Source organism: Streptomyces mirabilis (assembly GCF_039503195.1).
GTDB lineage: Bacteria > Actinomycetota > Actinomycetes > Streptomycetales > Streptomycetaceae > Streptomyces > Streptomyces mirabilis_D.
The window spans coordinates 3,624,536-3,649,253 of record NZ_JBCJKP010000001.1 but is presented as its reverse complement, the minus strand read 5'-3'; the positions used below and the strand labels follow the sequence as shown (position 1 = coordinate 3,649,253).

Below are 24,718 nucleotides of genomic sequence, written 5' to 3'. Positions count from 1 at the left end.
CGCACGTCCCGGCCGCTGCGGCGCGAGCGCGTGTCGCACGTGCCGACCGCCCCGGCGCATGCGCGTGTCGCACGTGCCGGGGCGGCCGGTCGAGGCCCTGTCGGGCGCCCGACGTTCAGCTCACGGACACCGCGGACCAGGCCGCGGCCACCGCGTTGTACTCCGTGCTTCCGGCCCCGTACAGGTCCTTCGCCGCGTTCAGCGTCGCCGTCCGCGCGCCCGCGTAGTTCGTCGAGGACGTCATGTAGACCGTGAGCGCGCGGTACCAGATCGCGCCGAGCTTGTCCCTGCCGATGCCGGTGACCGTAGAGTTGTTGCAGGTGGGGGAGTTGTAGCTGACCCCGTTGATGGTCTTCGCGCCGCTGCCCTCGGCGAGCAGGTACGCGAAGTGGTTCGCGACGCCGGACGAGTAGTGGACGTCGAGATTGCCGACCGAGGAGCTCCAGCAGTTCGCCGAGTTGCCGTCCTTGGAGGGCTGGTCCATGAACCGCAGGGCCGCCTTGCCGAAACCGGAGCGGACGATCTTCTCGCCGATCAGATAGTCCCCGGGGTCGGTGGAGTTGTTCGCGTAGAACTCCACCAGCGTGCCGAAGATGTCGGAGGTCGCCTCGTTCAGGCCGCCGGACTCGCCCGAGTACGTCAGCGCCGCCGTCTTCGACGTGACACCGTGGGACATCTCGTGACCGGCCACGTCGAGCGCGACCAGCGGCCCGAGCGTCGTCCCGTCACCGTCCCCGTACGTCATGCAGAAGCAACTGTCGTCCCAGAACGCGTTGTTGTAGTTGCTGCCGTAGTGCACACGGTTGTACGAGCCCTTGCCGTCGCCCGCGATGCCGGTGCGGCCGTGGACGTTCTTGTAGTAGTCCCAGGTCTCGTTCGTGCCGTACTGGGCGTCGACCGCGGCCGAGGAACGGTCCGAAGCCGCCCCGGTTCCCCAGTGGTTGTCGGCGTCCGTGAAGAGGGTCGCAGGAGCGCGGCTGACGCAGACCCCGAAGATGCACAGGTCCGTCTTGTTGGCCGCGTCGCCCGTGTACGTGTTCCCGCGCGTGGGGTCCTTGAGCTGGTACGTCGATCCGGAGAGCGTGGTCTCCAGCGGGACCGTGCCGCTGTAGAGGGACTTGCCGTCACCCGTGGCCGTCTCGATGCTGTCCCACGCGTCGATCTGCCGGCCGCTGCGGGCGTCGGTCAGCACCGTGCGGGCGACCGGGTTGCCCAGCGAGTCCTGGCCCACCACATTGGTGCGCCAGGCCAGCCGGGGCGCGCCGTGCAGGGCGTCCACGATGAGCTGGGGCTTGGCCGTCACCTTCTTCAGCGTCTCGCCGAGGTGCGCGGCGCGCAGCGCGGCGGTGGCCAGGTCGGCGGCCTCGGGGGCGGCGAGCGCGGGCCTGGTGGTGGGGACGGAGAGGTCGCGGGAGGTGGCCCGGTTCGCGCCGCGATAGGAGCCGCCGGGGGCGAGGTGGATCACGAAGTCGCCGCCCAGGACCGGCAGTCCCCGGTACGTGCGGTCGTAGCGCACATGCTGGCCGCCGTCCGCGTCGACGACCACGTCACGGACGCTGGTGCCCTCGGCGGAGGTCAGGCCCAGCCGGGCGGCCTCCTTCACCAGGGCCGCGGCGGCGTTGTCGATCGCGGTGGCGCGGCTGGGCCGGTCGGCGGCCCCCGCGGTGGGGGTCAGTGCGGCCGCCAGCAGGGCGGTGGCTGCCGCGGCCACACCGGCCGCGGCGAGGCGGGAGCCTCGGGTGTGAGGTCGGGTGCCTCGGGTCTGCCGTATCCGGATCCGACTCATCGGTCTCCTCGGGGAGGGGCGCTCAGACGCGTGGGGGCGCTGATGTCGACTCAGAGTTAAAGGTCCGTGACATGTCATGTCCATAGCGCGTGCGTGATGTGCGCGAGGTGCGGCGAGAATCGTTTCTGCACCCTCACGAAAGGAGACGATCATGGAGATGGCCGCCGGGGCGGGCACCGGAACGGCCGCTGGGACGAGGGCCTGGCTGACCGTGCTGACCACGACCGACGACGCCGGGAAGGCGCAGGCGCTCGCACGCGGCGCGGTCGAGGTGCGGGCGGCGGCCTGCGCGCAGATCGCCGGGCCGGTGACGTCCGTCTACCGGTGGAAGGGGGCGGTGGAGACCGCGAGCGAGTGGCAGGTGCTGTTCAAGACGACGGGTGCGCGGTACGACGCGCTGGAGGCGTATCTCCTCGCGGCGCACGACTACGACACCCCCGAGATCATCGCGACGCCCGTCGTCCGGGGGAGCGCGGGCTATCTGCGCTGGGTCGAGGAGGAGACCGTGGAGGGGGAGAGCATGGAGGGGGAGACCGCCGAGTGACCGTCCCCTTCTTCGTCTACGGCACGCTGCGCCCCGGCGGGCACAACCACGACCTGTTCCTGCGCGGCCGTACGGAGTCGGAGGAGCCCGGCCGGATGCGGGGGGCCGTGCTGTACGAAGGGCCCGGATATCCGTACGCCGTCGAGGAGCCCGGAGGTGTCGTGCGCGGGGAGTTGGTCACCGCGCTCCCGGAGGCGTACGTGCAGTTGCTCGGCGCGCTGGACCGGCTGGAGGAGTACGTGCCGGGCGACCCCCGCAACCTGTACGAGCGGGTGGCGCGCGAGGTGACCCGCGCGGACGGCACGGCCGTACGGGCCTGGGTGTACGTGGCGGCCCCCGCCGTCGCCGCGCGGCTGCGGGCCGGCGGCACGCTCGTCGAGGGCGGGGACTGGCACGTCCGTCGTCGTTGAGGGCGCGGGCGCACCTGTCGTCCTCGTCCGCTCGGCACGCGTCCACGGAGACAGGAGGAGCGCCCTCGCCCAGGTGACCGCTACACGGTGAGCCGGGTCAGCAGCACCGACGGAACCTCCGGCAACGTCACCCGCAGCGCCGACCCGTCCCACACCACCGGCCCCGCCGACCCGTGCAGTACGTCGACCCGCACCTCCCGCCCCGCCAAGTGCGTCACGGGCAGGGCGACGTCGGGATCATCGCCCGCCCTGCGCCACACCAGCGCATACGTGGTGTCGAGGAACGGCACCCGCATCCCCAGCGCCACCCACGCGTCCCGCCACCCGGGCAGCCCCAGCGGCCAGAACGGCACCGACCGGCACAGATCGCCCCGAATGGCCTTGTACGTCACCAACGCCTCCTGAACGAGGCCGAGTTGGTGCGGCGTCACGCGGTCGAGATGCCCGGAGAGATGAACCCGCCCCAGCAGCGCCGAGCCGAGGGTGAAGGCGATCTCCTCGTCCGTGAACCCCGGTTGCGGGTACGCCCACACGGCCCCCTGCTCGGGCGGCACCGCGGTCGGGGCGGCGGCCGCGATGGGCGGGTAGCGCAGGGGGTCCTGCTGGTCGGAGGTGGACTGGAGCTGGGCCACGGCCAGCGACGCGCCGTCCATGCGCAGCCCGCCCGAACCGCAGTTCTCGACGACCAGATCAGGGTGGCGGTCCAGGACGGCCGACAGCCAGGACAGCCAGGCCCGCGTGTGGTCGAGGAGCCCGGGAGCGGAGGTGGTGATGTTGTAGTCGAGCTTGAGATAGCCCACGCCCCACTCGCCGACGAGCCGGTCGACCGTCCGGTCGAGGTGCGCGCGGGCGGCCGGATGCGTCAGGTCCAGCTGGTGGCGGCCCTGTTCGGTGACGCGCACACCGCCTTCGTGGCACAGGAAGGCCTCGTCCGGCAGCTCGGTGGCGAGCGGACTGCGGACGCCGACCACCTCCGGCTCCAGCCACAGCCCCGGCACCATCCCGCGCTCCCGGATCCGGCCGAGCACGGCGCGGAGGCCACCCGGGCCGGGGAAGCGCCGCGCCGACGGCAGCCAGGCGCCGACACTGTCCCACCAGCCTCCGCCGCCGTCCCCGCCCGTGCCCGTGTCTCCCTCCCCGGCCTCGTCCCCGCCCTCGTCGTCGTACCACCCGGCGTCGACGCAGAAGTACTCCGCGCCCGCCTCGGCCGCCGCGTCGATCAGCGGCAGCAGCTTCTCGGTGGTCGGGTCGCCCATGAGGGTGTTCATGTAGTCGTTGAAGACGACGGGGAGCCGGTCGTGGTCGGGGTGCGGGCGGCGGATCCGGCGGCGGTAGTCGGTCAGCGCGGTGAGCGCCCCTTCGAAGCCGTCGCCGAGCGCGAGGGCCGCGTACTCGGAGACGAACTCGGCGCCCGGGGACAGGACCTGACGCCATTGGTGGTCGTCCGCGGTCGGACCGCCCAGGGAGAGGTACGTGTGGTGGTCCGCCTCGCCCGCCTCCCACAGCCAGCTCGCGGCGGACTCGATCTGCCAGAGCCAGCAGCGCCCGTCGGTGCGGTCGGTGAGCGCGCCCATCGCCAGATGCCCGTCGGTGGGCCAGCTCCCGCGCCCGGCGAGCCGCACCCCGGCCCGCCCGTCGTGCCCGTGGAACGCCCGGCCGACGTCGGGCACGGACTCCCGCAACTCCTCGGCATGCCAACGGCATTCGGCGAGCCAGTCGTTGCGCGCCCGGTGCACGTCGAGCACGTCGGGTGAGGGCAGCGCGCCCAGCAGCAGACTGCTCACCGAGCGCAGGGTGACGGGTGTGTCGCCGTCGTTGCGGATCCGGACGCGGGCGCGCAGCACCGGTACCGCGTCCGGTGAGGAGTACTCGACGAAGACGGTCAGACCGCCCCGCCTGTCCTGGAGTTGGACGGTGAAGTGGTGCCAGCCGTCACCGTACGCCGCGTGGTGGGCGCGGTGGGTCAGGCGCTGCCCGAGCGCCGTACCGGTGAAGCGCGGCCCGGACCAGCCGGTGCCCTGCCCGAGGAGGGTCACGTCGACGAGCGGCAGCGCGGCCCCGGCGGTCTCGGCGGCGTTCTTGGGCTCCGGTTCACCGGGCACGGTCAGCCGGACCAGGCGGGGGGTGCGGCCGTCCAGATCGAAGTCGGCGGTGAGTGCGGAATGGCCCCAGCGATAGCTGAACTCCTGCGTCACGCGGCCATGCTAGTGCCGGGGGCACCTGCCAACAGGCCTCTTCCCGGGAGCCGTTCACCGTTTCGAGTTGTGGCACGCCCACTGGCTACTGGCGGTTCAGGGAGCGGGTGACGCCCGCCGCGATCGTCGTGGCCAGGATCCAGCCGACGGCGATCAGCAGATACGAGAGCCACTGGTACCAGCCGCGCGGCGCGAAGGCCGTCTCCTGACCGAAGTCGACGAGGGGCAGCAGAAGGTCGAGGGTGTAGAAGACCGGGTTGAAGCCGGGCGCCTCGGCGGCCTTCAGAGCGGGCGGATGGTGCAGCGTGAAGGCGGTGGCGCCGGTGCACAGCAGCAACAGCAGCCAGCCCGCCGCGCGCATCGGCCGGTAGCCGTAGCCGACGGCCACGTCCTGGAGCCGGCCCCAGAACCTGGCGTAGCGGGGGAGGGTGCGGCGGTGCCGGCGGAGTTTGGCCAGCTGGACGGTGCGCGCGGCGGCGTCGTCGCCCGCCGTGCGGTACGCGGCGGCCAACTGCTCGTAGGCGTAGGGAAGATAGCCGCCCTCCTCGCGTTCCAGCAGCGGCAGCCGCTGCCCGGCGGGCAGATGCGGGGCGAGGGTGCGGTAGCCGAGTCCGTCGATCCGGACGCGGTCGGGCCACACCCCCGGAGGCACGTGCAGAAGGTCCAGCTGGGAGCGGCGCAGGTTCACGGTGCCCACGATCGGCGCGGCCTCGCGCAGCCACAGCTCGCCGATGACACAGCTGCTGGCGCGCAGGGCCGGACCTCCGGGGTTGGACAGCCGGGCGTAGGCCAGATTCAGCTGGTGGGGAATTCTCGACCCGCTCAGGTTGACCCGGCCCCGCGCGCGCAGCCGCACGGCCCGCAGGTCGGTACCGACCGACAGGGTCTCGGCGTGCAGGGCGGTCTCGCCCGCCGGTACGTGCAGATCGGCGTCGTCGAGGTTGACCTGACCGCCGACCGTGGCCCCGTTCAGCCGTACCTGGCCGTGCGCGACGAGTCCGACGGCCCACAGGTCGGTGCCGATGGCCGCGTGGTTGAGCTGGAGAACCGGTTCCGCGGCCCCGTCCCCCGCGTCGGCGTCCGGTGCCGCCGGGGAGCCCAGCCGCGCCCCGTTGACGAACACGGCGCCGGAGACCTTCGCGCCCTGGAGCCGTATCGGCCCGGTGACCCGGCAGCAGCTGAGCCGCAGCACCCCGTCGACCCGCAGGTTGCCCGCCTTGAGCCCGGGGAGCACGGAGTCGCTCAGCACCAGCGCGCGCAGCTGCGCCCCGTACAGCTTCAGAGGCTGCTCGAAGTGGCAGAACCGCAGCTGCACGGCCTGGTCGACCGTCCCGTACACGAGATCCAGCTGTCCGGTGATGCGCGCGCCGGTGAGCTTCAGGCCGGCTATCTCGCCGTCCTGGGCCGGTCCGTCGATCAGGAGCGCCCGCAGCACCTCGGCGCGCACGGTCCGCTCGGGGCCCCAGGAGGCGCCGGCCGCGGGGTCGTCGGCGGGGTTCCCGCCGGAGTCGGCGGCGGAGGAGGCGGGTTCCTCGCGGAAGTCGACGCCCTCGCCGAGCGGAAAGGCCTCCCAGACCCGGCGTTCCGCGGGCGTCAGACCGGCGGGATCGATGACCGTCCTCACTTCCGCGCCGCCGCGAGGGCCCGCGCCACCCCCGGCTCCTTCGGCCCCAGGAACTGCGGATCGGGCTTGAACACGGCGTCCAGCAGGGCCTTCCCCGCCGCGAACACCTCTCGGGTGCCCCCGTAGTACCAGGTGACGTCGTGGGTGGCGTCGACCCCGATGCCGTACGACCGCACGCCCGCCGCCCGGCACAGCGCCACGGCCCGCCGGATGTGGAAGTTCTGGCTGATCAGCACGGCCTCGTGGACGCCGAAGATCTTCCGGGCCCGCACGCAGGAGTCCCAGGTGTCGAACCCGGCGTAGTCGCCGACGATCCGCCGGTCCGGCACGCCACGCTTCGTCAGATAGGCCCGCATCGCGTCCGGTTCGTCGTAGTCCTTGCGGCTGTTGTCCCCGGTGACGAGCACGGCCTCGATCCGCCCGGCCCGGTACAGCTTCGCCGCCGCGTCCAGCCGGTGCGCGAGGTACGGGGACGGCTCGCCGTTCCAGAGCCCGGCCCCGAACACCACCGCGACCTCGGTGCGCGGCGCGTCGGCCGTCGTCCGCAGTCCGTCGGCCGTGCTCACGTACAGCCAGGTCACCGGAAGCAGCGCCAGCACGCACAGCAGCATGACCGTCTGCACGGCCCGCCGCTGCCCGGCGCGGGTGCGCGGCAGGCGGGGCAGCCGCGGTCTGGGGATCCTCGGGTGCGGCAGGCGCGGCATGGTCGTTCGTCCCCCCGGTGGCGTCCGATCGCGTCGGTATTCGACAGATGGGGACGCAGCGTAAGCCCGTTCGGTTCGCCCGGGTACCGTGACCGGGCTCACTCGGCGCCGCGGAAGCGCAGGTGGGAGGTGCTCACACCGCCACCGCACCGGGCCGTGAACCCTCGGAAAACACCTGACACGCCCGTGCAACCGCGCGGCAACCTCGTACCGTCACCATCGGTCCATGACGGCGTCGAACCCCTCCCACGACGAGTCCAGGACCCTCTCCCCCTCTCGGTTTCGCCCGAGTACGGGGACCCCCATCGGCGGGCAGCCGCCCGGTGGCGCCCACCTCGACAGTACGGCGCAACTCATGAACGCGATCACCAGCCAGCTCGGCAGTCAGCTCAGCCTCGTGTCGCTGAACGGGGCCCGCCGCCCCGCGCCGCCGCCGCTCGTCCTCGTCGCGCACGGCAGCCGCGACCCGCGCGCGCTGAGCACCGTACGCACCCTGATCGAGCGCGTCCGCGAGCTTCGCCCGCACCTGTCCGTGCGCCTCGGCCACATCGAGCTCAACGAACCGCTGCTGGCCGACACGCTCGCCTCCCTCGACGCCGAGGGCGCCGCCGACGGTGCCGTTCTCGTGCCGCTGCTGCTCAGCCGCGGCTACCACGTCAAGCGGGACATCCCCGAGGCCGCGGCCGCCGTACCGGGACTGCGGGCCCGTGTCGCCGCCCCGCTCGGCCCGCACCCCCTGCTCGTCGAGACGCTGTACGAGCGGCTCGTCGAGGCCGGCTGGCGGACCGGGACGAGCGACGCGGCCCGGCGCGCCGACGGGGTCGTGCTCGCCGCCGCGGGCTCGCGCGACCCGGAGTCGATCATCGACACCCGCCGCACCGCCCAGCTGCTGGCCGAACGCCTCGGCGTGCCCGTCGTCCCCGCGTACGCCTCCGCCGCCGCGCCCACCGTCGCCGCCGCCGTGCGGGCCCTGGCCGCGCGGGGCCGCCACCGCATCGCCGTCGCCTCCTACTTCACCGCGCCCGGCCGCTTCGCCACCGAGTGCGCCGCGGCCGCCCCCTGGATCGCCACCGCCCCGCTGGGCACCCACGCCGCGATGGCCCGCCTGATCCTGCACCGCTACGACCAGGCCGTGGCGACCCCCGAACCGGCCCCGGAACGCGAGCTGGCCTCGGCCTGATCCACGCCTCCCGGCGGTAGGCCGCGCCCCGTTTGTCACTGCCTGCGTTTACTGTCGGGTACATGGACGGCACCGCACCCCTCTCCGACGAGTACGACCCGACGTCAGTCGAGCGCTGGGCCGTAGAACCCGACAAACGTCCCGGCCGCACCGCCTTCCAGCGCGACCGCGCACGCGTGCTGCACTCCTCCGCGCTGCGCCGCCTCGCGGGCAAGACCCAGGTCGTCACCCCGGGGACCCCCATCCAGGCCTGGGACGCCAGCGCCCGCACCCGACTCACGCACTCCCTGGAGTGCGCCCAGGTCGGCCGCGAGCTCGGCGCCGCCCTCGGCTGCGACCCCGACCTCGTCGAGGCGGCCTGCCTCTCCCACGACCTCGGCCACCCGCCCTTCGGACACAACGGCGAACAGGCGCTGAACGAGTTCGCGGAGGACTGCGGCGGCTTCGAGGGCAACGCGCAGTCGCTGCGCCTGCTGACCAGGATCGAGCCCAAGCGTTTCGTCCACTCGGAAGAGACGGGCGAACTGGTCAGCGTGGGACTGAACCTCACCCGCGCCGCCCTCGACGCCGCCACCAAGTACCCCTGGCCGCGCGGCGCCCACCCCACCGACCCCGCCTCCCCGAAGTTCGGGGCCTACGAGGACGACCGGCCGGTCTTCGACTGGGTCCGCAAGGGCGCCCCCGGCACCCGTACGTGCTTCGAGGCCCAGGTCATGGACTGGTCCGACGACGTGGCGTACTCGGTGCACGACGTCGAGGACGGTCTGCACGCCGGTCACATCGACCCCAACTGCCTGCACGCCGAGCCGGAACGCGAGGAGATCTTCAAGGTCGCCATCGGCCGGTACGTGCCCGCCGACACCGACCCGGCCGAGCTCTCCGAGGCCCTCGACCGGCTCCTGGAACAGGAGTGGTGGCCGCACGGGTACGACGGATCGGCCGTCGCGCAGGCCCGGTTGAAGGACGCCACCAGTCAGCTCATCGGCCGCTTCTGCCTGGCCGCCGAGGGCGCCACCCGCGCGCGGCACGGCGCCGGCCGGCTCACCCGGTACGCGGCGGAGCTGGTCGTCCCGCGCGCCGCCCGCCACGAGTGCGCCGTCCTCAAGGCCGTCGCCGACCGGTACGTCATGCAGCGCGCCGAGCAGGAGCGGCTGCGCGCCGATCAGCGGATCGTCGTCGCCGAGCTGGCCGAGGCGCTCACCGCCCGCGCCCCGGACGGTCTTGACCCGCAGTTCCGGGCGCTGTTCGACGAGGCCGGGGACGATCGTGCGCGCAAGCGGGTGATCGTCGACCAGATTGCCTCGCTCACCGACGCCTCGGCACGTTCACTGCACCTCAGGCTCACCACTCGCCCCACAGGCGGCGGCGAAGTGTGACCCTGCGTGGCCTGATCGGGCCACACCCTCTTCCCGCATCACGCTGCGTGCGGGACGCTCGCCTGGCGACAACGTTACGAGGAGGCATCAAGTGGTCGACGCGGATCAGACATTCGTCATCGTCGGAGGAGGCCTGGCCGGCGCCAAGGCGGCCGAGACGCTCCGAGCGGAGGGTTTCACCGGCCGCGTGATACTGATCTGCGACGAACGTGACCACCCCTATGAGCGCCCGCCGCTCTCCAAGGGCTATCTGCTCGGCAAGGAGGAGCGGGACAGCGTCTTCGTGCACGAACCCGCCTGGTACGCGCAGAACGACGTGGAGCTGCACCTCGGCCAGACCGTCGACGCCATCGACCGCACGGCGAAGACCGTCCGCTTCGGCGACGACGGCACCCTCGTCCACTACGACAAGCTGCTCCTCGCGACCGGCGCCGAGCCGCGCCGCCTCGACGTCCCCGGGACGGATCTCGCGGGCGTCCACCACCTGCGCCGCCTCGCACACGCCGAACGCCTCAAGGGCGTCCTGGCCGCGCTCGGCCGTGACAACGGCCACATCGTGATCGCGGGCGCGGGCTGGATCGGCCTGGAGGTCGCGGCGGCGGCCCGCGAGTACGGCGCCGAGGTCACCGTCGTCGAGCACGGGCCGACCCCGCTGCACGCGGTCTTCGGCCCCGAGCTGGGCCAGCTCTTCGCCGAGCTGCACCGCGAGCACGGCGTCCGCTTCCGGTTCGGCGTCCGGCTCACCGAGATCGTCGGCCAGGACGGCATGGTGCTCGCCGCCCGCACCGACGACGGTGAGGAGCACCCGGCCCACGACGTACTCGCGGCCATCGGGGCGGCGCCGCGCATCGGCCTCGCCGAGGCCGCGGGCCTGGAGATCGCGGACCGCGCGCACGGCGGCGGTATCGCGGTCGACGACCGCCTGCGCACCTCCGACCCCGACATCTACGCCGCCGGTGACGTCGCCTCCTTCCCGCACGCCCTCTTCGACACCCGGCTGCGCGTCGAACACTGGGCCAACGCCCTCAACGGCGGACCGGCGGCGGCCCGCGCGATGCTGGGCCGCGAGACGACGTACGACCGTGTGCCCTATTTCTTCTCCGACCAGTACGACGTCGGGCTCGAGTACTCGGGCTGGGCGCCCTCGGGGACGTACGACGAAGTGGTGATCCGGGGCGACGCGGGCAAGCGCCAGTTCATCGCCTTCTGGATGAAGGACGGGCGGGTGCTGGCCGGGATGAACGTGAATGTGTGGGACGTCACGGAACCCATCCAGCGGCTGATCCGCTCCCGGGCCCAGGTGGACACCGAGGCACTGGCGAACCCGCACGTACCGCTGGAGAGCCTGGCCCCCTGACACCGGGGCGTTCGCCTCGCCCCAGGAGTGTCAGTCCGGCCCCGTAGAATCACCTCGTGGCTGGAAGGATCAACGACGAGGACGTGAAGGCGGTTCGGGACGCGGTCCCGATCGACGCCGTCGTGTCCGAGTACCTCCAGCTGCGCAACGCGGGCGGCGGAAACCTCAAGGGCCTGTGCCCCTTCCACGACGAGAAGTCCCCGTCCTTCCAGGTCAGCCCGAGCAAGGGTCTCTTCCACTGCTTCGGCTGCCAGGAGGGCGGCGACACCATCACGTTCGTGATGAAGGTCGACCACCTCACCTTCTCCGAGGCCGTCGAGCGCCTCGCCGGGCAGGCCGGCATCACCCTGCGCTACGAGGAGGGCGGGTACAACCCGTCCCACCAGCGCGGCGAGCGGATCCGCCTGGTCGAGGCGCACAAGATCGCCGCGCAGTACTACGTGGAGCAGCTCGACATCAGCCCCGAGGCCGACGCGGGCCGCAAGTTCCTCGCCGAGCGCGGTTTCGACCAGGCCGCCGCCGCGCACTTCGGCGTCGGCTACAGCCCCCAGGGCTGGGACCACCTCACCCGCCACCTGCGCGGCAAGGGCTTCACCGACAAGGAGCTGCTCCTCTCCGGCCTCTCCCAGGAGGGCCGCCGGGGCCCCATCGACCGCTTCCGCGGGCGGCTGATGTGGCCGATCCGCGACATCGGCGGCGAGGTCGTCGGCTTCGGCGCGCGCAAGCTGTACGAGGCGGACAACGGACCGAAGTACCTGAACACGCCCGACACCGCGATCTACCGGAAGTCCCAGGTCCTCTACGGCATCGACCTCGCCAAGAAGGACATCGCCAAGGCCAGCCGCGCGGTCGTCGTCGAGGGCTACACCGACGTCATGGCCTGCCACCTGGCCGGCATCACCACCGCGATCGCGACCTGCGGCACCGCGTTCGGCAGCGACCACATCAAGATCCTCAGGCGCCTCCTGATGGACAACGGCTCGGCCCGGGTGATCTTCACCTTCGACGGCGACTCGGCGGGCCAGAAGGCCGCCCTGCGCGCCTTCGAGGACGACCAGAAGTTCGCAGCCGAGACGTACATCGCCATCGCGCCGGACGGCATGGACCCTTGCGACCTGCGCCTCGCCAAGGGCGACGAGGCGGTCGCCGACCTCGTCGAACCCCGCACGCCCCTCTTCGAGTTCGCCCTGCGCCAGATCATCCTGCGCTACGACCTGGAGACCCCGGCCGGGCGCGCGGCGGCCCTGGACGAGGCCGCGCCCATCGTCGCCCGCATCAAGAACAGCGGCGCCCAGCACGAGGTCGCCGTGCAGCTCGCCGGCATGCTCGGCATCCTCGACACCCAGTTCGTGGTCAAGCGGGTGGCCCAGCTGGCCCGTTGGGCCCGCGACCGCGGCGGCAAGGGCCCGGCCCCCGCGGGCGGCCAGCGCCCCCAGCAGGGGTACGCCGCCGTCCGGACACCCGCGGGCGGTCCGGCGCTCAACCTCCGCAATCCCGTCTACGCCACCGAGCGCGAGCTGCTCAAGCTCGCGCTCCAGCGGCCCGAGCTGGTCTCCCCGGCCTTCGACGCCTACGGGATCGACGAGTTCACCGCCGCGCCCTACGCCGCCGTCCGCCTGGCGATCATGGAGTCGGGCGGCGCCGAGTTCGGCACGCAGGACCCCCAGGAGTATCTGGTCCGGGTCCGTGAGGCCGCCCCGGACGACGTGGTCCGTTCCATGGTCACCGAGCTGGCCGTCGAGGCGATCATGCGCAAGACCGTCGACGAGACCTACGCGGGCGACCAGCTCGTCATGGTCCGCCGCCGCGCCGTCGAGCGCCGCATCGTGGACGTCCAGGGCGCCCTGTCCCGCGCGAGCGCCCACGGCGACCCGGCCCAGCTGGCTGCCGTGCAGAACGAGTTGTGGGTGCTCCAGCAGTACGGACAGGCGCTGCGCGAGCGGGGCGCGGAGGCGCTCTGAGGCCGCCCGGCCCGGTCCGGGGCCGGGGCCTGCCCGGATGGGCCCGGCGCACATGCCAATCCCGTACGCCGTTCAATCGGTTTCGCGCGCGCTGAGCTGCGCACTCGGAGGGCGTGGTAACCACCGGGTCACGGACCGGACGCAAAAAGTCACCGCACGCCCCTCGTGGCGGCGATGTGTCGTACTCCACACTGGGTTCCGGTGCCTGAGTCCTCGGAGCGCGGCCGACCCGCACGCGACGGGTTTCCGATTCCCGCGGTTCCGCCAAACGACTACGGGATGGACAGCGGCGAGGCCGTCGACCCCATCCCCGACGTACCGCTGCCGCACGCCTCAGCAGCGACATTCCTGGAGGTCGCCCCCGTGCAGACCCAGACCCTCACACAGACCGACAACCTCACGGACGCGGATACGGACGCCGAGCCCGACGTCGTCACGGCGGTGCCCCCGCAGCGCGGCGCCGCGCACCACCCCGAGACGGAGCCGGACGGACCGGCGGCGGACGCCGTCGAGGCCGAGGCCGAGCCCGTGGAGGTCGAAACCGAGGCCGAGGTCCCGGAGCCCGTCGAACTGCCCCGGGGACGCGGTACGGACACCGGAGGCCCCTCCTCGGACCTGTTCCGCCAGTACCTGCGCGAGATCGGCCGCATTCCGCTGCTCACCGCGGCGGAGGAGGTCGAACTCGCCCGTCGCGTGGAGGCCGGACTCTTCGCCGAGGAGAAGCTCCGCCTCGCCTCCGACCTGGACAGTCAGCTCGCCCTCGACCTCGACAAACTCGTCGTCATGGGCCGCATGGCCAAGCGCCGCCTCATCGAGGCGAACCTGCGCCTCGTCGTCTCGGTCGCGAAACGTTATGTGGGCCGCGGGCTCACCATGCTCGACCTGGTCCAGGAGGGGAACCTCGGTCTGATCAGGGCGGTGGAGAAGTTCGACTACGCCCGTGGGTACAAGTTCTCGACGTACGCGACCTGGTGGATCCGGCAGGCCATGTCGCGGGCGCTGGCCGATCAGGCCCGTACGATCCGGGTCCCCGTCCACGTGGTCGAGTTGATCAACCGGGTCGTGCGGGTCCAGCGGCGGATGCTGCAGGAGCGCGGCTACGAACCGACGCCGGACGAGGTCGCCGCGCAGCTCGACCTTCCCGGTGAGCGGGTGAGTGAGGTGCTGCGTCTTGCCCAGGAGCCGGTGTCGTTGCACGCGCCGGTGGGGGAGGAGGACGACGTGGCGCTCGGCGACCTGATCGAGGACGGTGACGCGACGTCGCCGGTGGAGTCCGCCGCGTTTCTGCTCCTGCGGGAACACCTGGAAGCGGTGCTCTCCACGCTCGGCGAGCGTGAACGCAAGGTCGTCCAGCTCCGGTACGGGCTCGCCGACGGCCGCCCCCGCACGCTCGAGGAAATAGGCCGTATCTTCGGCGTCACCCGCGAACGCATCCGCCAGATCGAGTCCAAAACCCTCAACAAACTGAGGGACCACGCCTTCGCGGACCAACTCCGCGGCTACCTGGACTGACCCGAGCCGTGGGGTGGAGTTTCGGCTGCGGGTGAGTGGGGGCTGGTCGCGCAGTTCCCCGCGCCCCTGAAAACCTTCAGCCCGTCCGGCGTTTGAGGGCGAGGCCGTTCAGGCCGAACGGAGGTCTGGGGCGGAGCCCCCAGGTTGAGGAGGGGACGGGTAGGGGCGGCGGGGGCGAGGAAGCACCTCCCCGCACCCGCCTGCCCACCCACACCCGCTAGTCGACCTCGGCCACCGCCTGGGCGAACTGGGCCTTGTAGAGGCGCGCGTACGCCCCGTTCGCCGCCAACAGCTCCGCATGCGCGCCCTGCTCGACGATCGACCCGTTCTCCATCACGAGGATGGTGTCCGCGTCCCGGATCGTGGAGAGCCGGTGGGCGATCACGAACGACGTCCGCCCGTGCGCGAGCTTCGCCATCGCCTTCTGGATCAGCACCTCCGTGCGGGTGTCGACGGAACTGGTCGCCTCGTCGAGGACGAGGATCACCGGGTCGGACAGGAACGCCCGCGCGATGGTGATCAGCTGCTTCTCGCCCGCGCTGACCCCCGTCCCCTCGTCGTCGATGACGGTGTCGTAGCCCTCGGGGAGCGTGCGGATGAATCGGTCCGCGTGCGCGGCCCGCGCCGCCTCCTCGATCTCCCCGCGGGTGACCTCACGCGAGGCCCCGTACGCGATGTTCTCCGCGATCGTGCCGCCGAACAGCCAGGTGTCCTGGAGCACCATCCCGATCCCGGCCCGGAGTTCGTCCCGGGACATGGACGCGATGTCGACCCCGTCGAGGGTGATCCGGCCGCCGGTGACGTCGTAGAACCGCATCAGGAGGTTCACCAGCGTGGTCTTGCCGGCGCCGGTCGGGCCGACGATCGCCACCGTGTGGCCCGGCTCCACCTTCAGCGACAGGTCCTCGATGAGCGGCTTCTCGGGGTCGTAGCGGAAGGACACGTTCTCCAGCGCCACCCGCCCGCGCAGCTCGTCGGGCCGCGCCGCCGGCACCGGGTCGGCCTCCTGCTCCTCCGCGTCGAGGAGTTCGAAGATGCGCTCCGCCGACGCGACACCGGACTGCACGAGGTTCGCCATCGAGGCGACCTGTGTCAGCGGCATCGAGAACTGGCGGGAGTACTGGATGAAGGCCTGGACGTCGCCGATCGACAGCGAGCCGGACGCGACACGCAGACCGCCGACCACCGCCACCAGCACATAGTTCAGGTTCGACACGAACATCATCAGCGGCTGCATGACCCCGCTGTTGAACTGCGCCTTGAACCCGGCCTCGTACAACTTCTCGTTCTGCTCGGCGAACTGAGCCGCCGATTCCTCCTGCCGTCCGAACACCTTCACCAGCGTGTGCCCGGTGTACATCTCCTCGATGTGGGCGTTGAGCTTGCCGGTGGTGCGCCACTGCTGCACGAAGTGCGGCTGCGAGCGCTTGCCGATGCGCGTGGCGACGAAGAAGGAGAGCGGGACAGTGACGAGCGCGACCAGCGCGAGCAGCCACGACACCCAGAACATCATCGCGAGCACGCCGATGATGGTCAGCAGGGAGTTCACCAGCTGGCCCATCGACTGCTGCAGGGTCTGCTGGATGTTGTCGATGTCGTTCGTGGCGCGGCTGAGCACCTCACCGCGCTGGCGCTTGTCGAAGTACGACAGCGGCAGCCGCGAGAGCTTCGCCTGCAGGTCCTCGCGCATGTGGTAGACGGTCTTGTTGACGGCCCGGTTCACCAGGCGCGTCGCCACCGCCATCAGCAGGCCGGCCAGCAGGAAGGTACAGAGCGCGAGCAGCAGTACGTTTCCGACGGCACCGAAGTCGATGCCCTTGCCGGGGGTGAAGTCCGTCCCGGCGAGCATGTCGGCCATGCCGCCCTCACCGCGCCTGCGCATGGAGGCGAGGACCTCGGCCTTGGTGGCACCGGCCGGCATCTGCCGCCCGATGATGCCCGCGAAGACCAGGTCGGTGGCCTTGCCGAGGATCTTCGGTCCGACCACCGAGAGCCCCACGCTCAGGACGACGGCGACCAGCATCCCGTACATCGTGACGCGCTCGGGTTTGAACTGGGCCAGGAGCCTCTTCCCGGACACCTTGAAATCCATCGAGCGCTGATCGGGGCCGCCCCCGGCCATCATGCGTCCCATGGGCCCGGCCATCAGGCGGCCTCCGCTTCCGTCAGCTGGGAGAGAACGATCTCCCGATAGGTCTCGTTGTCGGCCATGAGCTCGTGGTGACGGCCCGTGCCCACCACCCGGCCCTCGTCGAGGACCACGATCCGGTCGGCGTCCCGAATGGTCGACACCCGCTGGGCGACGATCACCACGGTCGCCTCGGCGGTCTCCTGGGAGAGCGCCGCGCGCAGTGCCGCGTCGGTCGCGTAGTCGAGCGCGGAGAAGGAGTCGTCGAAGAGGTAGATCTCGGGGCGCTGGACGAGGGTGCGGGCGATGGCGAGGCGCTGGCGCTGACCACCGGAGACGTTGGTGCCGCCCTGCGCGATCGGCGAGTCCAGGCCGTTCTCCAGCCGCTCCACGAAGCCCTTGGCCTGCGCCACCTCCAGCGCGTGCCACAGCTCCTCGTCGGTCGCGTCCGGATTGCCGTAGCGGAGGTTGGTGGCGACCGTCCCCGCGAAGAGGTAGGGCTTCTGGGGGACGAGCCCGACTGTTCTTGCGAGCAGCTTCGGCTCGACGGTCGACACGTCCACGCCGTCGACGAGGACTTCTCCGTCGGTGGCGTCGAAGAGCCGGGGCACGAGCCCGAGCAGCGTCGACTTGCCGCTGCCCGTCGACCCGATCACGGCGGTCGTCTCACCCGGCCGCGCCACCAGTTCGATGGACTTCAGGACGGGCTCCTCGGCACCCGGGTAGCGGAACCCGGCGCCGCGGATCTCCAGGTGGCCGTGGCGCCGCAGCTCCACGACGGGCGCGCTCGGCGGCACGACGCTCGACGAGGTGTCCAGGACCTCTTCGATGCGCTCGGCACAGACCTCCGCGCGCGGCACCATCATGAACATGAAGGTGGCCATCATCACGGACATCACGATCTGCATGAGGTAGGCGAGGAACGCGGTCAGGTCGCCGATCTGCATGCCGCCGCTGGCGATGCGGTGGGCGCCGAACCAGACCACGGCGATCGACGAGAGGTTCACGACGGTCATGACCATCGGGAACATCAGGGCGAGCATCCGGCCGGTGCCGAGGGACACCTCGGTCAGCTGGGCGTTGGCGGACTCGAAGCGGTCCTTCTCGTAGTCGTCGCGGACGAAGGCGCGGATGACGCGGTTGCCGGTGATCTGCTCGCGCAGCACCCGGTTCACCGTGTCCAGGCGCACCTGCATGGTCCTGAACAGCGGGCGCAGCCTGCGCACGATCAGGGTCACTCCGATGCCGAGCACCGGCACCACGGCGATCAGGACCGCGGAGAGCGGCACGTCCAGGCCGAGGGCCAGCACGATGCCGCCGACACACATGATCGGCGCCGACACCAGCAGGGTGAACGTCATCAGCGTGAGCATCTGCACCTGCTGGACGTCATTGGTGGTGCGGGTGATCAGGGAGGGGGCCCCGAAGTGGCCCACCTCGCGTGCGGAGAAGGACTGCACCCGGTCGAAGACGGCGGCCCGGATGTCCCGGCCGACGGAGGACGCCGTACGGGCGCCGTAGTAGACGGCACCGATGTTGCAGACGACCTGGATCAGCGAGATCCCGATCATCAGGGCACCGAAGGACAGGATGTAACCCGTGTCTCCCTTGACGACACCGTTGTCAATGATGTGTGCGTTCAGGGTCGGCAGGTACAGGGTTGCGCAGGTCTGCAGGAACTGCAGCAGCACGAGGAGAGCGATGGGTTTCTTGTACGGACTGAGGTAGGTCCGAAGCAGTCGTATGAGCACGCGGCTTCTCTCGGAGTCGTCGACGGCAGTGCGGTCGGTGGTGCACCACCCCCTATCGTCGAGCACTCCACCCGTGTTACCTCAACCGATTAATCCAAGAGCGGACCAAGGGTGGATCGGAACCGGACCTTGAGACGTACGTCATAGGGTCGATGTCGGCCGCTACGCCCACCGGGACACCCGTCCGCACCCCTCTCGCCCCCTATGACCGGAACGCCCCCGGATGCGTCTGTTCCCGTACGGACACGTACTGCTGCCGTACGGCCTGACCCACGGCCAGTTCCTCACCGGGCTCCAGAATCTGGGCGACCGCACCCTGCCAGACGGGGGGCAGTTGGGGGTCGAGCGTGCCCTGTGAGACGCCGAGGGCCCAGGCCGCCTGACGGGCCGCGCCCAGCGCCGCGTAGTCCGCCGGCTGGGGCACGACGACCTGCGCGCCGAACAGCGCGGGCGCCGCGGCCTGCACGGCAGGCAGCTCGGCGGCCGCCCCGAGCAGGAACACCCGCCGTACGTCCACGCCGCGTCCGCGCAGCACGTCCAGCGCGTCCGCGAGCCCGCACAGCATGCCCTCGAAGGCGGCCCGCGCCAGGTGTTCGGGCCGCATCGACTCGCGCCGCAGCCCCGCGAGCGTCCCGGCGGTGTGCGGCAGGTTCGGGGTCCGCTCGCCCTCCAGGTACGGCAGCAGGACCAGCCCGTGGGAGCCCGGCGTGGACTTCATCGCCAGCTCGGACAAGCTCTCCAGGTCGGGCAGGCCGAGCAGTTCGACCGCGCCGCGCAGGGTGCGTACGGCGTTGAGGGTGGTCACCACCGGCAGGTGCATGCCGGTCGCGTCCGCCAGCGAGGTGATCATGCCGGAGGCGTCGACCAGCGCCTCGGGGTGGACGGCCATCACGGACCCGGAGGCGCCGAGGGACACGACCGCGTCCCCGAGCCCGATACCGAGCCCGAAGGCCGCGGCCATGGTCTCTCCGGTGCCCGCGGAGATCAGCAGTCCCTCGGGTGTCGTCCCCGCCGCCTCGGACGGGCCCAGCACGTCGGGCAGCGTGGCCTGGTGGCCGAGCGCGAGCTCGACGAGATCCGGCCGGTAGCCGCCGGTCGCAGCCGACCAGTAGCCGGTTCCGGAGGCTCCGCCCCGGTCGGTGGTCCGCCGCATCGGCCGCCCGAGCAACTGCCACACCAGCCAGTCGTGCGCCTGCAGCAGCACGGCGGTGCGCAGCGCGGCGTCGGGCTCGGTCTTGTTCAGCCAGCGCAGCTTGGTCACCGGCTGGGCGGCCTGCGGTACGTGGCCCACGGCCTGGGCCCATGCCTCGCGCCCGCCGAGCGCGTCGACGAGATCGGCGGCGGCGACCTGTGCGCGCTTGTCACCGCCCACCATGGCCGGCCGCACCGTGTTGCCCTGCGTGTCCATCGGAACGAGCGCGTTCTGCTGCGCGGAGACGCCGATGGCCTGCACGCCTTCGAGGAGCCCACCGCCTGCCGCCTCGCCCAGGGACAGCAGCCAGGCCTGTGGATCGACATCGGAAGGACGGCCGCCGCCCTCGGTGGTTTCCACCGGATGCGGGGCATATCCCTGCCTGAGCACGGCTCCCGTGTCCGTGTCGCAGACGACGATACGAGTGAAATCGGGCGAACTGTCCAACCCGGCGACTATCCCCATGGCGGAAATTCTGCCGTACGGCGGGGGATGAGTGCGCCGGGCCGGGTGGTACCGGCCCGGCGACGGGACGCCCGCCGGGCCGGGGCGCAGGTCGGACAGGGTGGCGCGGTCACCGGCCCCGCCAGGGATCCCCTCGTCCTGCCTGCCGGGAGTCGTTCGGCTTTCGGCCGCTGGGGGCTGATCGGGTGGTTCCCCGCGCCTCTCGTGGTGTCCTACGTGTTGCTGGTGCCCCAGTCGTCCTCGCGGGTGCCGTTGGTGTTGCGTTCGCGCAGCGAGCGGACGCGGGCGGTGACCGAGTCGGGGACGTGGTCGCCCACCTTCTCGCCGACCGTGTGGAACGCCTTGCCCGCGATCTCGCGCCCCTGCTGGGCGGCGGTCTCGGCGGTGTTGCGCACCGCGGGGTTCTGCGCGACCTGGCGCGCGGACTTCTTCAGCTGTTCGTAGCGCTCGCGCCCGGCGCGCGTGCCGAGCACGTAACCCAGAGCCAGTCCGGCGGCGAATGTGAGCCGGTAGCGCATGGTGGCCACCCTTCCCTTGCGTCGGCATCGGTGCGGGGGGAACCGATTGGCGGAGCACCCCCCTGCTTGCGCTAATGTATGTGTCGCAGCGAGCGCACGCCCCCTGGCGAATACCCGGGTAGGTGCGTTCGACGCAACGAGGCAATCCTCCGTAGCTCAATTGGCAGAGCAGCCGGCTGTTAACCGGCAGGTTACTGGTTCGAGTCCAGTCGGGGGAGCTCGGTCTCCTGTAGCTCAATTGGCAGAGCAGCCGGCTGTTAACCGGCAGGTTACTGGTTCGAGTCCAGTCGGGAGAGCAACGGAAGAGGACCCCTCAGGGGTCCTTTTTCATGTCCGGCGGAACCGCGCAGACCACGCCGAAGTCCTCATGGTCGTGCGTTGCCGACCATCCGAAGCAGGAGATCGTATGAGCGGCTATGCTGCGGCAGACGGCGCGCACAAATGTGCGCGACGCGCCGTAAGGGGCGGTAGCTCAGCCGGTTAGAGCAGCGGACTCATAATCCGTCGGCCGTGGGTTCGAGTCCCACCCGCCCCACTCCGCGCTACGCGTGAAGAAACGATGCCGCCCGCGCACTCGTGGTTTGCCAGCAACAAGGTTGCGGCCCCCGGAGCTGATCCGGGGGCCGCAGTCGTGCGTTTCGCGTTCTTTGCACTCGTCCGGGGGAACGACCGGGGAATCGCCGTTCCCTGGTGTGACGTCAGTTCGAGCCGGGGCCGAGTTTCCGGCGACGGGTGCCCGGTAGGCGGCGACAGGGCGGGTCCGAGTCGCCGTGGTTCTTGACGGTGTACTCCCGGACCGCGGTCGGTGACGGCGGCGAGGCGTCGGGGTCGGGTCGCTTGGTCGGCTTGGCGGCGGGGCGCGTGGCCGCGGCCGAGTCCGTGCCCGGCGACGCGGGGGCCGAGGGCGTCGTCGCCCGTGGCGGTGGCTTCACCGGGTGAGCCGGGCCGCGGCCGCGTGCCAGCGACTGCTCACCACTGCCAGAGCGTGAGCAGTGGCAGGCCCGGTCAGGCGGGGCAGCCGGAGTCGGCGATCACGTAGTAGCCGGTGGCGGTCTCCTCGAGGGTGTGGGTGGTGAAGGTGTTGTACAGGCCCATCTTCTGTTGGGAGCCGTTCGCGTAGGTGTAGCCGCCGCTCTGGTGGGCGCGGCCCGCGGCGACCTGGTTGTAGTTGTTCGCGGTGAAGCACTGGGGCGGAAAACCGGTGGTGGTCGCCGTCACGGCCGTGTCGGCGGCGCCGGCCCTGCCCGATGAGTCGACGGCGGCGACGGTGTAGCTGTATCCGGTGCCGGAGGCCAGTCCGGTGTCCGTGTACGAAGTGGAGGTCGTCGAGCCCGTCCTCGTACCGCCGCGGTAGATGTTGTACGAAGCGGCGCCGCTGACGGCGTTCCAGGAAAGTGAGGCGCTGGTGTCCGTGGTGCCGGTCACCGTCAGCCCGGTGGGCGCGGGCAGGGCACCGGTGCCGCCGCCGGAGGTGCCGTCCAGGCCCCAGAACTTCGCCGTGTAGTAGCTGGAGCAGATGTAGTCGAGGTAGTACGTGCCGGTCGTGCCGCACTGGTCGGTCCCGGAGCCGGGGTTCACGGCGAGGCCATGTGTCATGCCGGAGACGGTGAAGGTCTCGACGGCAGGATCGCCGTTGGCATCGTTGTAGACGTCCTGGGTGGTGCCGCCGGTGAGCGTGGTGGTCGATGACGGGGTCTGGCCGATGCCCCGGACGTTCGTCCACTGGTCGCGGGACTCGGTGGCGTTGGCGGGGTTGACGGTCGAGTCACCGGAACCCTGCCAGACGGCCACCCGCGGCCAGGGTCCGCTCCAGCCGCCCGATGCGCTGCGTACCAGGTCGCCCCACTGCTGCGGGGTCTTGCTCACCGGGTTGTACTCGCAGGTGAGGCCGCTGCTGAGATCGGTGGCGCAGCCCGCCGGGATGCCGGAGTCGATGGAGCCGCCCGCGAAGACATCGGGGTAGTCGGCGAGCATCACGGAGGTCATGGCGCCGCCGGCGGACAGCCCCGTCACGTACACGCGGCTGGGGTCGCTGCCGTACTGCGTCTTGGCGTAGTCGACCATCTGTTTGATGGACAGGGCTTCGCCCTGGCCCCGGGTGTAGTCCCCGGACTGGTACCAGTTGAAGCACGAGTTGGCGTTGTTGGCGCTGGAGGTCTGCGGGAAGACCAGCGCGAAGCCGTACAGGTCGGCGTACTTGGGCCAGCCGGAGTGGTTGTAGTAGTCGCTCGCGCTCTGGGTGCAGCCGTGCAGGGCCACGACCACCGGGGCGCCGGAGGGCAGGTTGTCGGGGACGTACGTGTACATCGACAGGCTGCCGGGGTTGGAACCGAAGCCGGTCACCTGGGTGAGCGAGGCAGCCGACGCGCTCTGCGGCACGGTGAACAGGGCGAGCGGCAGGGCCAGCAGCGCGGCCCAGCAGGTTCTACGGATGCGGTCACGAACCGACATGCAGTCCTCCCGTGGTGAGGGGGGTGAGTGGGCGAACCGCCGCGCCGGTGTCCCTCCGGAGCGGGCGGTCCGCTGCACCGTAGAACCGCAGCGGACGCCCGACAGCGGAAGCGGACCACACTTCTCGATCGCCTTGGGTGTCGGCGGACTCCACTGCCTACGAGGTCAACCTCCCTGCAGGGCACACGAGTTGACCGGATCTCCTGAGGTGGGCCTGGGCACCGTGCCGCTCGCCGGTGGGGCGGCCCGGTGCTCGACCCAGTCGGTCAGAGCGTGGAACGCCGAGCGATAGCAGGGCAGGATCGGCCGGAGCCGGTCCGGATAGGTGTCGTACAGGCCGTCGACGTGGGTGCCGCCCGCGATCGTGTAGTAGCGGTGCGAACCGCCGCGGTGGCTTTCGGAGATCATGCGTGCGTACACGTCCGAGTCGGTGGCGATCGGCAGCAGTGCGTCGAGCGAGCCGTGCAGTGTGATCATGGGTTTGCCGATCCTGCCGGTGAGCGAGATCCGGTCGACCGCCCGGTGCACGGAGCCCGGCCGCGCCGCATAGTCGTACGAAGCATCCGACGCGCAGGGCGCGAGGATCTCCGGAAGCGTCGAACCGGCGGACTCACCCGGACACTTGGGGTCGTAGGAGGGGTCGACCTCCGCGCGGTACACCTTCTGCGTCAGGCCCCAGTAGGCAGCCTCGTGGTACGGCCACAGGAACTCGGTGCCGGGAGCGAATCCGGCGGTGAGCATGTCGGCGTGGGTGGCCCGGCCCGCCTGGTACGCGACCGCGGTCGGCAGATAGGTGAACAGGTTCGGCCCGTCCTCGGTCCACAGCGCGCCCTCCCAGTCCACTCCGCCGTCGTACAGCTCGGGGTGGTTCTCGAGCTGCCAACGGGTCAGGTAGCCGCCGTTGGAGATGCCGGTCATGTAGGTGCGGCGTGGGCCGTGCCCGTACGCCTGCCGGACGACGGTCTTCGTGGCGAGGGTCAGCTCGGTGGTGCGCCGGTTCCATTCGGCGATCGCGTCGCCGGGCCGCTTGCCGTCGGTGTAGAAGTCGGGGCCGCTGTTGCCCTTGTCGATGGAGGCGAAGGCGTAGCCCTGGGCGATGACCCAGTCGGAGATCAGGGGGTCCAGCGAGTACTGCTTGCGCGTCCCGGGCGCACCGGTCACCACGAGGCCGCCGTTCCAGCGCTCGGGCAGCCGGATGACGAACTGGGAGTCGTGGTTCCAGCCGTGGGTCTTGTTGAGGTGCGAGGAGTCGGGGAAGTAGCCGTCGATCTGGATGCCGGGGACGCCGGTGGGGTTCCTGGTCCCCTTGGCGGTGAGTGAGGCCCAGTCCGCGGAGTCGGTGTAGGCGGTACCGGCGGTCGCGGCCGTGGTCATGTCGGGCAGACAGGCCATGGTCTGGAATGCCGCGCCGGGTACGGTGATCCGGCTCTGGCCGGCGCAGTGGGGTGCCGATCGAGCCGTGGCGCTCGCCGACACTCCCGCCGTCGACAGGAGTACGGCGGACAACAACGTGACCGTGCGTCTCAGATGCATGGTTCGCCCTCCGGGCGGTGAAGGTGAAAGG

At 71.2% G+C, this 24,718-nt stretch carries 18 protein-coding genes and 3 tRNA genes; 11 read left to right on the top strand and 10 right to left on the bottom strand.

The features are described from left to right. Positions 1–115: 115 nt before the first annotated feature. The gene (locus AAFF41_RS17170) at positions 116–1,786 is read right to left on the bottom strand and encodes a M4 family metallopeptidase (RefSeq protein WP_319744071.1); all 1,671 of its coding nucleotides are present in this window, start codon (positions 1,784–1,786) and stop codon (positions 116–118) included. A 151-nt stretch (positions 1,787–1,937) separates the two neighbouring features. Between AAFF41_RS17170 and cutA the strand changes: the two genes are divergently transcribed. Both cutA and AAFF41_RS17160 read left to right on the top strand, forming a co-directional pair. Further along, a complete protein-coding gene (gene cutA / locus AAFF41_RS17165) occupies positions 1,938–2,330 on the top strand; it encodes a divalent-cation tolerance protein CutA (RefSeq protein WP_319744069.1) in 393 nt (130 codons plus the stop codon). Then, positions 2,327–2,740: a gamma-glutamylcyclotransferase family protein gene (locus AAFF41_RS17160; protein ID WP_319744067.1), complete on the top strand. Its 414-nt coding sequence runs from the start codon at positions 2,327–2,329 to the stop codon at positions 2,738–2,740. The genes cutA and AAFF41_RS17160 overlap by 4 nt, the downstream gene beginning before the upstream one ends. A gap of 80 nt (positions 2,741–2,820) precedes the next feature. Here AAFF41_RS17160 and AAFF41_RS17155 read toward each other — a convergent pair whose 3' ends face one another. The 3 genes from AAFF41_RS17155 to AAFF41_RS17145 all read right to left on the bottom strand — a co-directional run bounded on the left by AAFF41_RS17155 (position 2,821) and on the right by AAFF41_RS17145 (position 7,263). After that, positions 2,821–4,935 carry an alpha-galactosidase gene (locus AAFF41_RS17155; protein ID WP_343324176.1) on the bottom strand — a complete coding sequence of 705 codons (2,115 nt, stop codon included), beginning with the start codon at positions 4,933–4,935 and terminating at the stop codon, positions 2,821–2,823. Between the two features lie 85 nt (positions 4,936–5,020). Next, on the bottom strand, positions 5,021–6,547 hold the full coding sequence (locus AAFF41_RS17150; RefSeq protein ID WP_319744529.1) for a membrane-associated oxidoreductase: 1,527 nt from the start codon (positions 6,545–6,547) through the stop codon (positions 5,021–5,023). A gap of 8 nt (positions 6,548–6,555) precedes the next feature. Then, positions 6,556–7,263 carry a SanA/YdcF family protein gene (locus AAFF41_RS17145; protein WP_343324175.1) on the bottom strand — a complete coding sequence of 236 codons (708 nt, stop codon included), beginning with the start codon at positions 7,261–7,263 and terminating at the stop codon, positions 6,556–6,558. Between the two features lie 226 nt (positions 7,264–7,489). Here AAFF41_RS17145 and AAFF41_RS17140 point away from each other — a divergent pair, with 226 nt between their 5' ends. The 5 genes from AAFF41_RS17140 to AAFF41_RS17120 all read left to right on the top strand — a co-directional run bounded on the left by AAFF41_RS17140 (position 7,490) and on the right by AAFF41_RS17120 (position 14,649). Next, complete coding sequence (locus tag AAFF41_RS17140; protein WP_388405334.1) at positions 7,490–8,443, top strand: sirohydrochlorin chelatase; 954 nt, start codon at positions 7,490–7,492, stop codon at positions 8,441–8,443. Positions 8,444–8,505: 62 nt separating this feature from the next. Then, on the top strand, positions 8,506–9,819 hold the full coding sequence (locus tag AAFF41_RS17135) for a deoxyguanosinetriphosphate triphosphohydrolase (protein WP_343324174.1): 1,314 nt from the start codon (positions 8,506–8,508) through the stop codon (positions 9,817–9,819). A 91-nt stretch (positions 9,820–9,910) separates the two neighbouring features. Then, on the top strand, positions 9,911–11,176 hold the full coding sequence (locus AAFF41_RS17130; RefSeq protein WP_319744059.1) for an NAD(P)/FAD-dependent oxidoreductase: 1,266 nt from the start codon (positions 9,911–9,913) through the stop codon (positions 11,174–11,176). Positions 11,177–11,232: 56 nt separating this feature from the next. After that, the gene (gene dnaG / locus AAFF41_RS17125) at positions 11,233–13,137 is read left to right on the top strand and encodes a DNA primase (RefSeq protein ID WP_343324173.1); all 1,905 of its coding nucleotides are present in this window, start codon (positions 11,233–11,235) and stop codon (positions 13,135–13,137) included. Between the two features lie 201 nt (positions 13,138–13,338). Continuing rightward, positions 13,339–14,649, top strand: a complete 1,311-nt coding sequence (locus AAFF41_RS17120; RefSeq protein WP_319744055.1) for an RNA polymerase sigma factor — start codon at positions 13,339–13,341, stop codon at positions 14,647–14,649. Positions 14,650–14,866: 217 nt separating this feature from the next. Here AAFF41_RS17120 and AAFF41_RS17115 read toward each other — a convergent pair whose 3' ends face one another. The 4 genes from AAFF41_RS17115 to AAFF41_RS17100 all read right to left on the bottom strand — a co-directional run bounded on the left by AAFF41_RS17115 (position 14,867) and on the right by AAFF41_RS17100 (position 20,703). Then, positions 14,867–16,795, bottom strand: a complete 1,929-nt coding sequence (locus AAFF41_RS17115) for an ABC transporter ATP-binding protein (protein WP_343324172.1) — start codon at positions 16,793–16,795, stop codon at positions 14,867–14,869. Next, the gene (locus AAFF41_RS17110; protein ID WP_319744051.1) at positions 16,795–18,528 is read right to left on the bottom strand and encodes an ABC transporter ATP-binding protein; all 1,734 of its coding nucleotides are present in this window, start codon (positions 18,526–18,528) and stop codon (positions 16,795–16,797) included. Before AAFF41_RS17110 ends, AAFF41_RS17115 begins: the two co-directional genes overlap by 1 nt. 202 nt (positions 18,529–18,730) lie before the next feature. Beyond that, positions 18,731–20,185, bottom strand: a complete 1,455-nt coding sequence (locus tag AAFF41_RS17105) for an FGGY family carbohydrate kinase (RefSeq protein WP_343324171.1) — start codon at positions 20,183–20,185, stop codon at positions 18,731–18,733. 212 nt (positions 20,186–20,397) lie between these two features. Beyond that, positions 20,398–20,703 carry a YtxH domain-containing protein gene (locus AAFF41_RS17100; protein ID WP_319744049.1) on the bottom strand — a complete coding sequence of 102 codons (306 nt, stop codon included), beginning with the start codon at positions 20,701–20,703 and terminating at the stop codon, positions 20,398–20,400. A 145-nt stretch (positions 20,704–20,848) separates the two neighbouring features. On the opposite strand from AAFF41_RS17100, the gene AAFF41_RS17095 reads away from it, so the two are divergent. The 4 genes from AAFF41_RS17095 to AAFF41_RS17080 all read left to right on the top strand — a co-directional run bounded on the left by AAFF41_RS17095 (position 20,849) and on the right by AAFF41_RS17080 (position 21,642). Next, a tRNA-Asn gene (locus AAFF41_RS17095) sits at positions 20,849–20,921 on the top strand. A 5-nt stretch (positions 20,922–20,926) separates the two neighbouring features. Further along, positions 20,927–20,999: transfer RNA gene (locus AAFF41_RS17090), tRNA-Asn, on the top strand. A 165-nt stretch (positions 21,000–21,164) separates the two neighbouring features. Further along, positions 21,165–21,238, top strand: a tRNA-Ile gene (locus AAFF41_RS17085). A gap of 248 nt (positions 21,239–21,486) precedes the next feature. After that, positions 21,487–21,642 carry a hypothetical protein gene (locus tag AAFF41_RS17080; protein ID WP_343324170.1) on the top strand — a complete coding sequence of 52 codons (156 nt, stop codon included), beginning with the start codon at positions 21,487–21,489 and terminating at the stop codon, positions 21,640–21,642. A 66-nt stretch (positions 21,643–21,708) separates the two neighbouring features. Here AAFF41_RS17080 and AAFF41_RS17075 read toward each other — a convergent pair whose 3' ends face one another. Together AAFF41_RS17075 and AAFF41_RS17070 are read right to left on the bottom strand one after the other, a co-directional pair. Next, positions 21,709–23,154, bottom strand: coding sequence for an extracellular catalytic domain type 1 short-chain-length polyhydroxyalkanoate depolymerase (locus AAFF41_RS17075; protein WP_319744046.1), 1,446 nt, complete (start codon positions 23,152–23,154; stop codon positions 21,709–21,711). Between the two features lie 165 nt (positions 23,155–23,319). Beyond that, positions 23,320–24,687 (bottom strand): tannase/feruloyl esterase family alpha/beta hydrolase, encoded by a 1,368-nt coding sequence (locus AAFF41_RS17070; RefSeq protein WP_343324169.1) that lies wholly within the window; start codon positions 24,685–24,687, stop codon positions 23,320–23,322. Between the last annotated feature and the right edge of the window lie 31 nt (positions 24,688–24,718).